The sequence below is a fragment of the Methanobacterium bryantii genome (assembly GCF_002287175.1).
In the GTDB taxonomy this organism is placed as follows: Archaea; Methanobacteriota; Methanobacteria; order Methanobacteriales; family Methanobacteriaceae; genus Methanobacterium_D; species Methanobacterium_D bryantii.
The window spans coordinates 293,529-309,596 of sequence record NZ_LMVM01000023.1 but is presented as its reverse complement, the minus strand read 5'-3'; the positions used below and the strand labels follow the sequence as shown (position 1 = coordinate 309,596).

General features: G+C 33.7%; 19 protein-coding genes. 6 read left to right on the top strand and 13 right to left on the bottom strand.

The annotated features are described in order from the left end of the window. Positions 1 to 129: 129 nt before the first annotated feature. The 6 genes from ASJ80_RS10070 (at position 130) to ASJ80_RS10050 (ending at position 4,152) form a co-directional block, all read left to right on the top strand. Positions 130 to 351, top strand: coding sequence for a hypothetical protein (locus tag ASJ80_RS10070; protein WP_069582765.1), 222 nt, complete (start codon positions 130 to 132; stop codon positions 349 to 351). Beyond that, positions 302 to 424, top strand: coding sequence for an Ada metal-binding domain-containing protein (locus ASJ80_RS17875; protein WP_176720178.1), 123 nt, complete (start codon positions 302 to 304; stop codon positions 422 to 424). Before ASJ80_RS10070 ends, ASJ80_RS17875 begins: the two co-directional genes overlap by 50 nt. 148 nt (positions 425 to 572) lie before the next feature. Further along, positions 573 to 920 carry a DUF2085 domain-containing protein gene (locus ASJ80_RS10065; protein WP_083240859.1) on the top strand — a complete coding sequence of 116 codons (348 nt, stop codon included), beginning with the start codon at positions 573 to 575 and terminating at the stop codon, positions 918 to 920. A 96-nt stretch (positions 921 to 1,016) separates the two neighbouring features. Beyond that, positions 1,017 to 1,928 (top strand): zinc ribbon domain-containing protein, encoded by a 912-nt coding sequence (locus ASJ80_RS10060; protein ID WP_069582764.1) that lies wholly within the window; start codon positions 1,017 to 1,019, stop codon positions 1,926 to 1,928. 185 nt (positions 1,929 to 2,113) lie between these two features. Next, complete coding sequence (locus ASJ80_RS10055; RefSeq protein ID WP_069582763.1) at positions 2,114 to 3,031, top strand: potassium channel family protein; 918 nt, start codon at positions 2,114 to 2,116, stop codon at positions 3,029 to 3,031. Between the two features lie 8 nt (positions 3,032 to 3,039). Further along, positions 3,040 to 4,152, top strand: coding sequence for an AlbA family DNA-binding domain-containing protein (locus ASJ80_RS10050; protein WP_069582762.1), 1,113 nt, complete (start codon positions 3,040 to 3,042; stop codon positions 4,150 to 4,152). An 8-nt stretch (positions 4,153 to 4,160) separates the two neighbouring features. On the opposite strand, the gene ASJ80_RS10045 is transcribed toward ASJ80_RS10050, so the two are convergent. From ASJ80_RS10045 to ASJ80_RS09985, 13 genes are all read right to left on the bottom strand, one after another. Next, a complete protein-coding gene (locus tag ASJ80_RS10045) occupies positions 4,161 to 6,140 on the bottom strand; it encodes a tetratricopeptide repeat protein (protein WP_069582761.1) in 1,980 nt (659 codons plus the stop codon). Positions 6,141 to 6,353: 213 nt separating this feature from the next. Next, positions 6,354 to 7,124, bottom strand: coding sequence for a hypothetical protein (locus ASJ80_RS10040; protein WP_069582760.1), 771 nt, complete (start codon positions 7,122 to 7,124; stop codon positions 6,354 to 6,356). A gap of 6 nt (positions 7,125 to 7,130) precedes the next feature. Then, complete coding sequence (gene sucC / locus ASJ80_RS10035; RefSeq protein ID WP_069582759.1) at positions 7,131 to 8,237, bottom strand: ADP-forming succinate--CoA ligase subunit beta; 1,107 nt, start codon at positions 8,235 to 8,237, stop codon at positions 7,131 to 7,133. Positions 8,238 to 8,239: 2 nt separating this feature from the next. After that, a complete protein-coding gene (locus ASJ80_RS10030) occupies positions 8,240 to 8,794 on the bottom strand; it encodes a 2-oxoacid:ferredoxin oxidoreductase subunit gamma (RefSeq protein ID WP_069582758.1) in 555 nt (184 codons plus the stop codon). Positions 8,795 to 8,814: 20 nt separating this feature from the next. After that, complete coding sequence (locus tag ASJ80_RS10025; RefSeq protein WP_069582757.1) at positions 8,815 to 9,684, bottom strand: 2-oxoacid:ferredoxin oxidoreductase subunit beta; 870 nt, start codon at positions 9,682 to 9,684, stop codon at positions 8,815 to 8,817. Between the two features lie 34 nt (positions 9,685 to 9,718). Continuing rightward, the gene (locus ASJ80_RS10020; protein WP_176720177.1) at positions 9,719 to 10,852 is read right to left on the bottom strand and encodes a 2-oxoacid:acceptor oxidoreductase subunit alpha; all 1,134 of its coding nucleotides are present in this window, start codon (positions 10,850 to 10,852) and stop codon (positions 9,719 to 9,721) included. Between the two features lie 29 nt (positions 10,853 to 10,881). Next, positions 10,882 to 11,088 carry a 4Fe-4S dicluster domain-containing protein gene (locus tag ASJ80_RS10015; RefSeq protein ID WP_048080422.1) on the bottom strand — a complete coding sequence of 69 codons (207 nt, stop codon included), beginning with the start codon at positions 11,086 to 11,088 and terminating at the stop codon, positions 10,882 to 10,884. Positions 11,089 to 11,362: 274 nt separating this feature from the next. Beyond that, on the bottom strand, positions 11,363 to 11,680 hold the full coding sequence (locus ASJ80_RS10010) for a hypothetical protein (protein WP_069582756.1): 318 nt from the start codon (positions 11,678 to 11,680) through the stop codon (positions 11,363 to 11,365). A gap of 47 nt (positions 11,681 to 11,727) precedes the next feature. Then, the gene (locus tag ASJ80_RS10005) at positions 11,728 to 12,099 is read right to left on the bottom strand and encodes a dihydroneopterin aldolase family protein (RefSeq protein ID WP_069582755.1); all 372 of its coding nucleotides are present in this window, start codon (positions 12,097 to 12,099) and stop codon (positions 11,728 to 11,730) included. Positions 12,100 to 12,161: 62 nt separating this feature from the next. Further along, positions 12,162 to 12,839 carry a class E sortase gene (locus ASJ80_RS10000; protein ID WP_245837557.1) on the bottom strand — a complete coding sequence of 226 codons (678 nt, stop codon included), beginning with the start codon at positions 12,837 to 12,839 and terminating at the stop codon, positions 12,162 to 12,164. A 112-nt stretch (positions 12,840 to 12,951) separates the two neighbouring features. Next, positions 12,952 to 13,899 carry a hypothetical protein gene (locus ASJ80_RS09995; protein ID WP_069582753.1) on the bottom strand — a complete coding sequence of 316 codons (948 nt, stop codon included), beginning with the start codon at positions 13,897 to 13,899 and terminating at the stop codon, positions 12,952 to 12,954. 89 nt (positions 13,900 to 13,988) lie between these two features. Next, the gene (locus ASJ80_RS09990; protein ID WP_069582752.1) at positions 13,989 to 15,296 is read right to left on the bottom strand and encodes a DUF515 domain-containing protein; all 1,308 of its coding nucleotides are present in this window, start codon (positions 15,294 to 15,296) and stop codon (positions 13,989 to 13,991) included. Continuing rightward, positions 15,286 to 15,996, bottom strand: coding sequence for an archaetidylserine synthase (locus ASJ80_RS09985; RefSeq protein WP_069582751.1), 711 nt, complete (start codon positions 15,994 to 15,996; stop codon positions 15,286 to 15,288). The genes ASJ80_RS09990 and ASJ80_RS09985 overlap by 11 nt, the downstream gene beginning before the upstream one ends. Between the last annotated feature and the right edge of the window lie 72 nt (positions 15,997 to 16,068).

Here is a 16,068-nt window from a genome sequence, read left to right as displayed (position 1 = left end):
ATTATAATATTAAAATTTTTTTTATATTAGGATTAAAGAAATAATATTTTCTATTTTTAGGATTATAGTAAATATTATTATTATGTACTGTAAAAAATGATCTTTATTAGCATAAATGGGATGAAGTCAGTGGATAAAAAGATAATTGCAGTTTTAAGTGCTTTAATTTTTGTAATTGCATTTTTACCTGTATTTGAACCAATGGATGCGTCTACAAGTTCACAGATAACAGTTCAGCCGGTTAGTACACCTACAGTTTCGGCGGCTTATAAATACCGTTATGTCGCCAGTATTCATTCTCATGTTTATCATAAGATTACCTGCCGCTACGAAAAAAATAAAACGATATAACAGAATATACTTCAAAACTAAGGCACAAGCTAGAGCGCACGGTTACATGCTGTGTAAAATCTGCAGGCCTTAATTATTTTTACTTTTTGTTAAAAATATAGTACTTTTTATATAATATTGTATTAAAACTTTCAATTTTAGGATTAAAGATATAAATGTTTCTATTTTGCTATGATAGTAAATAATAATATTATTAGAAACAAATACCAGTACATCGACTTATGAATAACCAAAACTTGCTAAATATAGGAGAAAATTCGTATATAAATCTTTCTAAAGTGTTTATATGTCATAGATTACCAGAAAGAACTTTTAAAATCCGAAATCATTATTTTCCAGTTTGTTCACGATGTACCTGGATGTATATTGGGCTATTTTCTTATTATATTTTCGTTTATTTTGTTTATATTCAGTATACTATTGCAGTAATTTTAGCAATGATTTCAGTGGTAGTAACAGCCTTTTTAGATGGTTTAACACAGTTTTTCAGATTCACGGAAAGTAACAACATTTGGAAATTTTCTTCAGATTTGCAGGTATTGGGCTTGAATTTTGGTTTGAGTCTGTAAAATAGGGATTTTTGTATTCGGAGATGAATCTATGGTATCGAATGGACATGGAAAAATTAAGGTAAAAATAGATTCAGGTGATATGGAGGCGCTAAAATGATTTTCTGTCCAAAATGCGGCAAAGAAAATAACGAAGAAGCAAAATTCTGTCAGTACTGCGGGATAAAACTTACGAATTCAGAAAATAAAGAACTTATTCAAGAAAAACCGCAAGCAGAAAAAATATGGATTGAGAAATGTCCTGTTTGTGGGGAGGGTCCATTATGTTACCATGATCATAAGGGAATGCTCGGACTTACAACAATCCATATCTGTGAATGTGAACGCTGTGGATCTACCTTCAAGAAAAAAGGTAAAAATTATCAATTAACCAGAGTAAACGATAAATCAAACCATGTCTGGCAGGAGTATGGAAAACAAGCCCTTGCAGAAAGAGAATGGATAAATATAGCGAATGGTGGAATTTCAGATGCTAAACAGCAAGAGCAGGATATTAATTCATGGCTGGTAGATGCATCACATGGAAAAGTTACATTTGCAGATACGAATTCTCCAGTAATTTTAAAAAAGAATGAGAGAGCTTTTCTTTTTTGGTCAGATATAGCGCTTTGGGAACCTCGAGCAGTTAGACAAACAAGAGGATCTTATGGCGGGCAAACTTTTCGGGCTGCAAAAGGGATATCTTTTAAAGTAGGAAATTTTTCATCACACAGTGAATCTCATGAAGAATTAAGAACTGTAGATCAGGGAATGCTCACTTTAACAAATAAAAGGCTGGTTTTCACAGGAAGTAAGCGTACTAATAACATAGATTTAAGGAAAATTATATCTATAGAACCTTATAGGGATGGTATAGCCTCTAGAAGAGAAAATAAGCAAAAAACGGAGTACTTTATAGGCATCAATAGGGTTAACATTAATATCTCAAGTAATGGACGTGAATACGCCATTCCAGTTTCAGGAATTGTATTAAAGTGTATCATTGAAGGGTTAATAAAACAATTATGATTTTTTTCTAGCTATCAAAATCAATGATTTCACGTGTCAAATTATAGATTTATCTGCTTGCTTCATCAGATCCTGTATGTACCTAATAAAATTTGCAGTAGACTTAATTAATTCAATACTTTTATACTTAAACAGATAGATAACAAAGAAACTAATTCCATGCCATTACAAATAGGAATGTTAAAATGACACGATGTCCAGAATGCAGTAAAGAAAACAGTGAAGATGCAAGTTTCTGCCAGTACTGCGGAACAAAATTTGCACACCTGGAAACTGAAAAAAAGATTATTTTGGAAGATAGCCAAATAGAATCCGGCTCTGATAGACATGTAGGTCGTAAATCTAGGTCTGCACGTGATTGGATTGTATCTAATCTAAGACCTATATCTGATTTAATTATATCTACTTTGGTGATTTTAGACACTATCCTTATCGGGTTTATTCTGTTATATCCATCTTACTCAAACTCCCTATACATAATTGGTTTTGATTTAGTAGTGTGTATAATTCTCTTTATCGAATTTATATGTAACAAACGGTCAGAAAATTACAAATCAAACTTAAAGGAAGATGTAATCGATATTTTCGCAATGATACCTTTACTTTTTTTTATAATTCTCCCACCGGTATGGGCAAATTATCTGGCTTTTATGAGACTATTTAAAATAGTTGTACTGCTTGAAAAAGGTAAAAAAACTATTTTCAACGTTATTGAAAAAACTAATCTCAGCTATATAATTCTTACTTTATTTATTATCATTTGTGCAGGATCTATTGCTATTCTAGTTTTAGATGAGTCATCTCGTGGGGGCATTAATACTCCTCTGGACGCTGTATGGTATGTAATATCTACAATATCTACTGTTGGATATGGTGATATGGTCCCCGATTCTGTGGGTGGTAGAATAGTTGGGATTATATTGATGATCATTGGAGTTGGTTTTTTCAGCCTGTTAACTGCATATCTATCCTCTTTGTTTATGGAAGAACATGAAGAGGAAGAAGATGAAATTAAAAACAAAATAATACGCATGGAAAAATCTGTGGATGAAATGAAATCTGAAATAAAGGAACTCAAAGAGCTGTTAAAAGAGAATAAGTAGGTGTTTTTTTGGATAATCTGGAAAAAATAGTAATAGGTTTAATTGGAAGTAAGTGTGAAGGTACATATTGGGATTTTAAACAAGAACCTCACAAAGATAATGCATCATTATTGCATGATATTCTTTGTTTAGCTAATTGTTATCATGAAGGGGATAGATATTTAATTTTAGGAGTTTCTGATCCTGCTAAAAATTGTGAAATAAAAGGATTAACATTAAAACAAAAAAATAGAAAAAGTCAAGTCAATATAACCGATTTTTTAAGTAAAATTAATTTTGCAGGAGACAACCGTCCTGAAATAGAAGTTAAAACATTAAAATACGGCGAAAAAGAAATAGATGTTATTGTAATTAAAAATAAAAGATTTAAACCATATTTTTTAACTGAAGATTATAAAAAAGAGAAGAAGACTGTTAAAGCTAATTATATTTACACTAGGACAGGCGATAAAAATACGAGTATCAATAAATCTGCGGATTATAATGACATAAAAATGATGTGGGAAGAACAATTTGGGTTAACTTTAAAAATTGAAGATAGGTTTAAAGAATTATTAAAAGATTATAGAGATTGGGAATGTGATTTTGATTGGGGAAAGTCAGCATATCATAAAATAAATCCTGAATTCACAATAGAACTTTCAGAATCTGAAGAAAGAGGCATGGAACCTTTTTGTGCTTTTTATTTAGATAATTCCGGGTACTATGGAAAAGCTTTCTTTAAACATAATTCAACACTAATATTTGAATGTGAATATGCTTATTGTGATGGATGCAGAGTATTATTTCCCGCGCCCTCTTTTAAGTATCTATTTAAAGACGAAGACACTCATGGATTTTATTATTACAATTTAGAAGAATTTGATGGATTATTTGCAAATATATTATTAAAAAATAGTTCTAATTTTGATACTAGAACTTCAGGATTTCCATTCATTATTTTTAAAAATAATAAGGATTTAACTGAATTTTCGAATTATTTGAAAAGTAATTTCAATATAATTAAAGATATGGAAGATTATAAACTTTTAAATTTAAACGATCCTAATGAATACCGCCGAATGATTAATTTAGAAACTTTAGAAAAAATAAAACGGTTTTATGAAGAAAACTGGAAATAATCTAATATTTATTTTTCAATTCTAAATTTTGATATTGATAACATTTTATTATTTTGGGCAGTTTTGTGATTTGGATTTATTTCTAAAACTTTGTCATAGCATTCAATAGATTCCTTGTATTTTCCTAGCATAGCCAAAGCATTTCCTTTATTATTCCATGTTTCATCACGCTTTGGATTTATTTCCAATACTTTATCGAAGCATTTAATGGCTTCATTGTACTCATATAGCTTAATTAAGGCTAATCCTTTGTTATACCATGCATTATCGTTCTTTGGATTTATTTTTATTGCTTTGTCATAACTTTCTATTGCGTCCCAATATCCTCCTAAATCATCTAAACTATTTCCTTTATTATACCACGCATATTCATAGTCTAGATTTATTTCTGTAGCTTTATTATAACATTTGATAGCATCTACATGTCTTTTCAGCATAGCCATAGCATTACCTTTACTATTCCAGACTCTACTTTGATTTGGGTTTATTTCTAGGCATTTATGATAACATTCAATAGATTTAGTGTACTTAGCTAACGTTGCCAAGGCTAGTCCTTTGTTATACCATGCCTTATCATTTTTTTGATTTATTTTTAGGGCTTCATCGTAGCATTGGATAGCTTTTTCATTTTTATCTTGCATAGCTAAGGCAGTTCCTTTACTATTCCAAGCATTGCCATATTTTGGGTTTATTTCTAAAGCTTTATTATAACATTCAATGGCATCTTCGTATCTTTCTATATCACCAAGTGCATTTCCTTTATTATTCCAAGCTTTTTCATGATTGGGATTTATTTCTAAAGTTTTATCATAGCACTCAATAGCTTCTTCTATTTTGTCTAGTGCCGCTAAAGAGATTCCTTTATTCGTCCAAGCATTATCATTCATTGAATTTAAATTCAATGCTTTATCATAGCATTTTATTGCTTTAGTATATTTAGATAGCCTTGCCAGAGCTATTCCTTTATTATTCCATGATTTATCGTTCTTTGAGTTTGTTTCTATGGCTCTATTATAACATTGAATAGCTTCTTCATAATTTCTGTTGTCATTAAATGAATTTCCAATATTAAATAATGCATTTTCATCTTTTATTTGGAATAAAACAGTTTTAAGCCATTTCAGATCGTCAAAAGATATTTCATATTTTGGAATATTTAGGTATGTATCGTGACAAGCGCTAACTTTTCCGCTTTCTTCAAAAATAAATGAATTTTCTTTAAGTTTATTTATGGCTTCTTCAAAGAGAAAATCAGCTTGCATATTCTCTTTAATTAATATTTCACTGTAAACTTCTTCTAAAGTTCTTTTTGTAACAATATAACTTTCTGCATATGCAAAAATTTTCATTACTGTGAATAAAACTCTGCATTCCTTATAAAGTTCTGCATATCTTAGTTTCATATCTCCTATTCCAAGAAATAAAGATCCTACTGTTCCATCGAAATCTTCGACTTTTAAATTTAATTCATCTGATAAATTCTGAGCAATATCTTTAGTTATATCCTCGATTTTAATTTCATTGAAATCTCTTATAATCTCTCCAAACTCCTTATTAATAGATTTATATTCTTCCCCACTTCGACATGTTATAATGATCATATATTTTTTAGATTTTGAATTAAGCTTTTTAATCAGTCGATTGAGATCTAATTTGTTAATATATTTGTTTAAATCATCTATAAAAATAATTATTTTACCTTTAAAAAGGTTCTCTGGAAGTTCTTCAATTTTAATCGTTTCTTCCCAAAATTTGATAACTTTAAATCCTTTAACTGATTTAATAGATTCATATGCTGCCCTTGTCTTACCTGCTTTTGGTTTTCCAATAATAAGGATATTTTTTTGGTTATTTATTGAATTAGAAATTTCAGTATTTACAAGACGTTTATAATAATATTCATTGTATTTTGCAATATTGAAATCTGAATCTTTAATTTGATTTGAATTTTTATAAACTTCAATAAATTCTTTTTTTGATTTTTTCAATTTATAATGGCGATTTAGCAAAAAAGCACCTATAACACTTATAAATGGAGTTATAAATACCCAATATTGTATTAAAAATGAAATTAGTGAATTTATAGATCGTACAATGACGTTTAATAAATTACTAATGGCTAAAATTGCAAAGGGTAATATCAACATGTTATAAACCAGATTAATATTGAATTAATTAATATAAAAATATTTAAAATTAATTTAATGATTTATAATAAATTTTTTAGCTCCATCTATCAATTCTTTAACTTCTTCTTTGGTAATTTCTTCAGGATGATCGCATTTATTCCGGATACTTGCTAAATGCTGTACTTTTTTAAGTTCAGTAATGTCTAAACGATTATTTCGGTATAATTCTGTGGCTAAAGGATCGATAGTAGCTTTTGGTTTATATGAAACATCATTAAGTTGGCACATTGTTTCTAGATGTTTTTCAAGAGCTACTCCTGCTAAAGCACCAGCACCTCTTGTAAATTCGTGATTAAAAAGAAGTTCTGCTTCCTCTAATTCAGTTTCTACAAAATCAGCTGAAATTAATTTACGTAATTTCATCTCTTTAACTTCTATTATATCAGGAATGCTTAATAAAATTCCTCTTTGAATGTCATACTTATTAAGAAATTTATCAATAAAAAGATTCTTATCTGTAGAGTATTCACGCCCATTTGGCTGTAAATAGTCTAGAATATCTGAATAAATATCTTTAAATTCAATTTCTCTTTCTTTGTTTAGATATTCATCCACTAATTGTAAAGAAATGGAATACCATTTTTGGTATAATTTAATAAAAGTTCTTTGATTTTTTTTAATTTCCCCTGAAGGAATACTCCAAACGTAGTCACCACATGCTACATGTGTGAGTGGGTCATGCGAAAAAGGAATGCCTTTTATTACTTTTATTCCAAGTTCCTCAATTTTATCTGCTAATTCATCTAGTTCCTCGGTTTTTCTCTTGATAATTTCAATTTGCATCGTGATTTAACTTAAAGACCTGCAGATCTCAACCGCTTTTTCAGCAGCTTCTTCCATTGATATCTCAAATGGAATTCCTGCATCACGTAAAATACGCTGACCTTCTTTTTCATTTGTTCCTGTAAGTCTAATGACAATAGGGACCTTATGATCTGCACTTTTTAAAACAGTTATAACTCCGTTTGCAACATCATCAGCACGGGTTATCCCTCCAAGCACGTTTAAAAAGATCACTTTGACGTTTGGCTCGCTTAAGACGAGATTTATTGCACGTGCAATACTTTCCTGTGATGCTCCACCACCTATATCTAAAAATGTAGCTGGTTTTCCTCCGTAAAGGTTAATCATATCCATACCAGTTAGAGTAAGCCCTGCACCGTTTCCTATTACTGCAATATCTCCGTCAAGGGTAACATATGCAAATTCATCTTTTTTGGCTTCTTCAAGGTCTGCAAACTCGTTATGTCTCCAGAGAGCATCATCATCAACTCCGAATTTCGCATCTGCTGCAATAAGTCCTTCTGGAGTTAAGACAAGTGGGTTAATCTCTGCAATGGTTGCATCGCATTTATCAAATACATTAAACAACTTCAAAATGAATGCACCCATTTTTGAAATCAAATCATTGGGAATTCCCATTTTTCTTGCAATTTCCCGTGCTTGGTAAGGTAAAAATTCATTTAAAGGGTTAATATGGTATTTAACTATCTTTTCAGGGCTTTTTTTAGCCACCTCTTCGATTTCCATACCTCCTTCAGTGCTTGCCATTATCACCGGCTTTTTAGCAGACCTGTCCATTATCACGCTTATATAAAATTCAGATTGGATATTGATTTTTTCCTCGATAAGGAGCTTGCTTACTTTTTCGCCTTTAATTTCAGTACCTAAAAGCTCTTTTGCAACTTTTTCGGCCTCTTCTGGAGTATCTGCAAATTTTATTCCTCCTGCTTTACCCCTACCTCCGACAAGAACCTGGGATTTTAGAGCAACTGGTTTACCTAATTTTGCAGCGGCATCTTTTGCCTCTTCAGGGTTTTTTGCAACGTAGCTTTCAGGTACAGGAATGCCTTCAGTTTTAAATATTTTCTTAGCACTGTATTCGAAGCATCTCAAATCTAATCCTCTCCAATAAGATCCATACCTGCTTCAAATGCAGCGATGTTCTTTTCTTCGGTTCCTTTGGGCACGCTTGCCGCGATAGCATTCCTTGCGGCTTCCTCTGATACTACTTTTGTTGCTTTTACTATGGCTCCAACCATCACGATGTTGGCTACAATGTTGAGTTTAATCTTTTCTGTTGCAGTTCTTGTTGCTGAAGCTTTAATATAATTGATATTATGTTCTTCGATGAAGGGAAGTATATCCTCTTCTTTTATCATGTCGGGGTCAACTATCAATGTTCCCCCATCTTTAAGGTCATCTAAATATGCCATCAATGCTTCATTGGACATTGCAATGAATATATCTGGCTTTTGAACTTTAGGATAATCAATTTCGCTGTCGCTTATAACTACTTCTGTCTTTGAAGCCCCGCCTCTTGCTTCAGGGCCGTAGGATTGTGTTTGAACAGCAAATATATTATCATAAAGAGAAGCTGCCTTTCCAATAACAATACCGGCCAGTATGATTCCCTGACCACCAAATCCCGCAATTCTTATATCTTTCCGCAATTTAATCCCTCGTATTTTTTTTAACTTTTATAAGCTGCTTTAATTGATTCTGAGGGAGTTCCATTTTCACATTTTTCATTTACCAGTTCACAAAGCCTTTCTGAATATTCTGGCAGGCTTTTATCAACAAATTCTCCCACAATTATTTTTCCTTCAAGTTCTTCTTCGCTCATGTTTACAGCTTTTTCCTTCAGGACACTGTTCTTTTTCATGAAGTCCATCATCTCAATGGGAGTCCTCATCCTGTTTTTCCTTCCGAAATAGGTTGGACACTGTGAAATGACTTCAATGAATGAAAATCCTTTATTTTGTAAACCTTTCTTAATGGAAAGTGAAAGCGGCATGGCGTGAGTTGTGGTCCACCTTGCAACATAGGTTGCTCCAGCTGCAGTTACAAGATCCGCCAGACTGAAAGGTCTTTCAAGAGCTCCATATGGAGCTGTACTTCCATAACTACCTTTTGGTGATGTTGGGCTGATTTGCCCTCCGGTCATCCCGTAAATACTGTTGTTTATACATATTACAGTGAGGTCTATATTTCTCCTTGCACCATGAATTAGGTGGTTACCTCCAATAGCCGCAGCATCCCCATCTCCTGTAAATACAACTACATCAAGGTCAGGATTTGCTAATTTAACTCCTGTTGCAAATGTGATTGGTCTCCCATGTGTTGTATGAAGTGAATCGCATTTTATATAACCTGGTATCCTTGAGGAACATCCTATTCCAGATACCATTACGATGTTATCAAGATCAAATTCTGCCATGTTCATGCCATTGAAGAATGTGTTCATAACAATTCCATTTCCACATCCTGCACAAAAGATATGTGGGAGCCGTTCTTTCCGTAGATAGTCTGTATAACGACTTCCTGTTAGTTTAGTAGCCATTTTTTCATCTCCTGAACTTATTCTAGTAATATGATTATTTGCATGATTTTATACTTTTCAATATCTCGCCGGGGCGGTGTATTTCTCCCCCGATTTTTGGGAGTAATTCCACATCTGCCGCTCCGCAGATAACCCTTTCTACTTCATGGACTATCTGTCCAAGGTTCATTTCTACAACAAATACTTTTTTAGCCCCTTCTGTTGCAGATTTAATTATCTCCTCAGGGAAAGGCCATACGGTTTCTAATTTAATATGTCCTGCTTTAATACCTTCTTTTCGGGCTTGTTTTACTGCAGTGATTGCAGATCTGGAAGGTGCACCATATGAAATAACAACAATATCTGCGTCCTCAGTATACAATTCTTTAGCCCTGCATATTTTATCTTTATTTTTAAGTATTTTATTGCAGAGCCTTTTTACGAGTTTTGAATGAGTTTCTGGACGTGAAGTATCAGGGTAACCTCTTTCATCATGTGTAAGTCCAGTAATATGCATTTTGTAACCTGCTCCGAATGGGGGCATTGGTGACACTCCTTCAGAGTCTGCTTTATATGGTAAGAATGTTTCTGGCCCTTCTTCAGGCATTTTTCGAGGGGTGATTTTAACATTATCTGGCACAGTAATTTTTTCCCTCATGTGCCCCACAATCTCGTCACCCATTACTAGAACCGGTACTCTGTATTCTTCTGCTAAATTAAAAGCTTCCACTGTAAAATCAAAACATTCCTGTACAGAAGATGGTGAAAGGGCTATTAATTCATAATCTCCATGTGACCCCCATCTTGCCTGCATCATGTCTCCCTGGGCTGCCATTGTCGGCTGTCCAGTTGAAGGACCTCCCCTCTGCATGTTAACGATTACAAGTGGAGTCTCTGTCATGGCAGCGTAACCTATGTGTTCCTGCATTAAGGAAATTCCTGGACCTGATGTTGCAGTCATTGCTTTCTGACCGCCCCAAACACCGCCTATAACTGCACCAAGTGCAGAAATTTCATCTTCCATCTGTATAAATGATCCTCCTTCTTTAGGCAAAAATACTGCCATATCTTCAGCAATTTCAGTGGAAGGAGTTATTGGATAACCTGCAAAGAATCTGCATCCTGCTTTAATAGCACCTCTTGCGCATGCTTCGTTACCCTGTATGAAATAATTTTCAGTATTCACCATTTTAACGTCTCCAATTTTAATTATTTAGGTTATTCTTCTTTCTCTTCAACTCGTATAGCTTGATCTGGGCACATTAATGCACATAAACCACATTTAGTGCATCTTTCTTCGTGCTCCGGAGTTGGAAGACGAACTCCCTTTTTATTAGGTTTTTTTGATTGTTCATAAACCTTAAAGGGGCAAAATTCTGTGCATATGTTGCACCCCTTACATAGTTCTTTATCTACTTTTATCATGTTATCACTGGGAAGTTTATAAAAGAATAGAACTGGCAAAACAAAGCATGCAAATCTGCGATTTGCTGCATTAGAAACTTCATTTCTCTGCCGTGAAATTGAAAATTTCACTGGCATCAAAATTGTAAATTTCGATAGTTTTGCAAACATTAGAAAATCTTTGATTTTCTATCCATCAGAACGAGAGCTTTGACAGATTTAAATGATAATCTTAAATGAATATGTGTTCGTAGTTATATAAAAATAAATGTATCACAAATTATGCTAATAGTTCTTATTTTTTGAAACAGACGCAATAACCTGATTCAGTTTTGTATACTGAAAGTTCTTCTGTCGCGGCAAAATCGTATAAAACACCCGCAATATCTACATAAAAGAACCATTCTCCAGTTTCACTTTGAATCATAGCGATTAACATCTCTAAATAGTCCTGTAACGGTTGGCAAAATAGAGTGCTTTGATCTAAGCCTTTCTTATCTGCCTCATGTTTAAGAACTTCTTCCAACTCAGTATCAGACGGTTTAAGTTCTTTCCATATATCTACACATCTTATAGCAAATTTTAAGTCTTCATACATTTTTAAACTGTCCATGAAGTCACCACAAAAAAGTAATTACAGGAATTTTTACTGTAATTTGTTTATTCATTAATATCTTCAACATACATCAAAGGATACTTCAACTCTTCAATGTATTCCATCCTCAAAACCGCTTTTTTATCAGCATACTTCGAAACTACTCGTATGTCAAGCATATCTCCGTTTAAAGATACATAATTGAATTTACTTTTAGCTTCTTCAAGCATCTTCCGATCTATTTTTACTTCAACTTCTTCAATGCATGGCTGAAGTTCCATTGCCTCTTTTATGGATTTTTCAAGTGTTTCTGCATTTTCTGAATTTACAGGTGTTCCAACAAACTGGTGGAACAGTGCTCCCATTGTAATTGCACCTTCAAAGATTACCCTTTCTCTGCTTGAAATATTTTTGAAATATCTATCTTCAATGTCCATTAGAATCTACCTTATTTCTAATTTGAGCGACATTAATTATAAAATTTAGTATATATGGAGGTTTAACCTCCAAACATATCACTCAAATTTGATATCTGCGATGATATTTGATCTCCTGGGACTGGGAAGTAATATCCAAATACTAAAAATAGCGTAAGAGCAATGGTAGTCATGAAAATAAATATTTTATCTTCTTGTACGGGATATAGATAGCTTAAAACTAAACCTATTCCTAAAAAGGCAGCTATTAGTAAAGGGGCATATGGAAAAGATGTTTTTCCATTATCTGCATTGGCTGCTTTTGAATATGTGAATGGAGTTATTTTAGTTTGATTTGCCTGTATAATCAGCCTTTCTTTGGATGATCCAAGTGGATAACATGTATACAGGATAAGAGTTTTTCCTTGATCTAGGGGCAGCTGGTATGATGCTGGGACGATGTATGATCTTACCACTTTATACTGGACATTTCCTATTTCTGGCCAGGATATAGTTATATTATCCCCAGTTTTTAGTTTATCTAGATTTAAAAATGGGGAACTGTAAAATGTTCTGTGCCCTGCCAGCACTACTGTTCCATAACCAGGTTTTGCCGATTCTGGTTCATAATATACTCCGTAATTTACGGATTTGTTGTTGATATTTTGATCAACACCTATTTTTGGTATTTCAAGAAAAGGAGTATCTGATTTATTTAAAACAACATTTTCTGTTGTTGCATAGAAACTTACTTCAACCATAAAATAAAGGGAGATGATTACCATCCCTGCAATGATAAAAAATGTTGATAACTTCATGTAACCTTTTTTTATTGCTTATTATTATTAAGGTTAATGTTATTCGCATGAGTTATCATCTAAGCCTTGCATAGGCTAGTCCGCCAGCAGCTAAAATACCTCCGATTGCGAATGGGAGGTATGGAATTCCTGTGTTTTTAGTGGATGCTGATGTGTTGTCTGATGCTGCATTGGCTGTTTGTAATGATGCTGATGTGTATTTCCCTGTGCCTGATGATGATGAACCTGAGCAAGGCCAGTAGTATGTGTATTTGAACCATTGGGTACAATCTGCACCTAAAGTGACATCCCACGCTGCAACTGATCCGTCCATTACAATGTCTTTATCTTTGAATGTTGCTTTGGGGTCACTGTATATAAGTTTTGAATCAGTAGGTACAACTGGGGCTCTTATTATTCCCGATACGCTGTTATCAGCTCGATTTGTAAGTTTGAATGTGAAAGTACCTTTCCATGATTTAAGATCCAGATCTGGATTAAGTATCTCTATTTCATTTGGCTGGAACCATGAAGCATCTATACCTGGATCTGGAATTATTGGCCAGTAAATGCTGTCTGAAGCGTTTTCGTTAACTATAACTGCTTGATCGCTTGCACCGTTAGGGTATACTCCCATTGATCCAAGTGCATATACTGTAAATGACACTGTTTTTGTTTGTCCTGGTTGTATTTTCCATCCCCAGTCTCCACCTAATTCTGGACTAACTGCATCAACCATTTTCACTGCTGATGGATTCGTGTCATATACAACCCATTTTATTGTACTATCGTCAGCCAGACTACCTTGGTAGACATTGCTTATCTTAAAATATTCTACATGGCTTCCTTTATTTTTTATAGTTACAGTTATGGTGGCGACAAGGTTGCTTAAACCAACGTTGGATTGATTATATTTTATCCATGTTGTTGCTCCATATACTGCATTATTATCTAAATTTGAACCTATTATTCCTATAAATGCTACTAATACAATTAATACAACACATATCTTGTTTATATTCATTAATATCCCCTTTTCCCCTTTTAATAATATGTTGGTATATGTGGCCTTTGTAAATGGTCCGATTTACCACACATACCTGTTTTAGATGATTATCCGTATATTTGTTTTAGCTCCTTAATCATCCAGTTAGGAGCTTGTTGGGTTGGAACTGTAAGTATGACATTGTTCATGTTTTGTATAAGGAATATTGCATTTTCTCTTGGAACCTCTAGTAATAATAGGTATTGTGCGTCAAGTTCTCCTAGGTTTGAAGTTCTCTCGAAATCTGATAATTTCCAACCATATGAGTTCAATAATGAACTTACTTCACTTTGATCCCAGTTATCAGCTGCAGCAGCTTTTAAGAGTTCTTCAACATCTTCTGATGCTGATTCACTGCGTGAACTACCTGAAACTAAGTTACTCATGGCAACAGTCTGCGCATGAGACTTGTTTGCATTTATGGTTCCGCTGTCTTTAGCTCTTAAAATTGCGAGAACAGTTGCTCCGCTTATTTGAGGAGTACCATTTGTTGTTGACACAGTAGTATTTGAAGTGGTTCCATTCATTAAATACACGTCAACAGAATTTCCGACATTTATAAGGCCTCCAGCAGCCTGCAGTCTGGAAATGATTATTGGGATAGCAACGGTATCTGGGGTTGTAATCTCCATTTGTGATAAAACACTAGCATCTGCTTGTTTAACTATTGATTTAGCATCTGCAACCTTAACTATTGAGTTCTTTTGCGAGCCGGTGCTGTCGTTGTACGTTATCATGACTCGCCCATAGGCATCTTTTTGCGTATTAATCTCTTGATTTTGATATTCTCTCCATGCCTCTGTTGCTGGACCCAGTACATCTATAGCATCTACCTGATCAGGTGTAGTAGCACTTGAAATTTGGGCTCTAATATTTATTCCCCGTGCATCTGTTGCCAGCGGTCCTGTAAAGTAGGTATTAACTGCGGCAAGTTTTGTTTGTTTGGCGTTTGATAGCGTGTCCTGATAAGGTGCGTAGACTAAAAAGTAGTAACCTGCCCCAACAAGTACAATCAATATAATTCCAAAAACTGCAGCCCCGACAAGAGTCTTCTGATCATCATCAGGGATTCTTCTTCCAAAACCACCCATTCCTGACCGTTTATCATCAGGTCTCTTTTGAGGAGGTTTTAATCGTGGTTTTGCACCAGGTTTTGCCATAGGTTTAGGCATAGGTTTAGGCATAGGTCTTGGCATTTTCCTTTCGGGAGGAGTTTTCATTTCTTCTTTTTTATCATCGTCTCCTTTTCCAGTTACTTTACCTACCATGCCTTTAAGGCGCCCTCCTATATCGGAGTCATCCTTTTTATTGTTATTCCCCCTAAGATCAGGAGTATCTTTATCGTCTTTCTTTTTTCCACGTATCTTATCTAACATTCGGACCACTTCTAAAGAATTTAATGTATAAATCTATAACTGGTACAATCAATAAGTATAGTAGCATAATAATAAATAAAAGCTTTGCGGGGAAATATGTGATATATGACAAAATGTTTTGAGGTAATAGCGTTGCTATAATTAGTATGCTTCCCACAGCTAATGTTGTAATGCCTCTAAATTTGGGATATTTGACTGTGCTTATCATGAATAATGATACAACGGTCATAATAACTAATGCTAAACCTGCATTGAAAAATCCTGAAAGATAAAATGACGAAAGTATCAATGCTGTGGATGGGATAGGTAACCCCACAAACTTGTCATCATGTGAATCTGTAATTACATTGAACCTTGAAAGTCGTAGTATCCCGCATATGACTATTAAAATAGCTACAATTATATTGATGTATAATATTCCAGAAGATTGGCTTAATATATATAAAAACATTCCAGGAGCAACTCCAAAGGATATAATGTCTGATAAAGAATCGACATTCTTCCCAAAGCCAAATTCATCTTCTCTCTTTAATTTTCTGGCAACCCATCCATCTAATGCGTCAAATATGACTGCCAGCAACATAAGCTTAGCAGCTAATACAAAATTACCGGTAGTTACCATTATGATTGCTAAAAATCCAGATGAAGCGTTTGCAATTGAAACTATATCTGCAATAGATGTAAAAGATTTAATATTCATATTTGTCCTCAAAAATTTATGTATAAATTTTCGAATGTTCAGGAAAAAACATGGTTTTTTCCTTCAACCTTA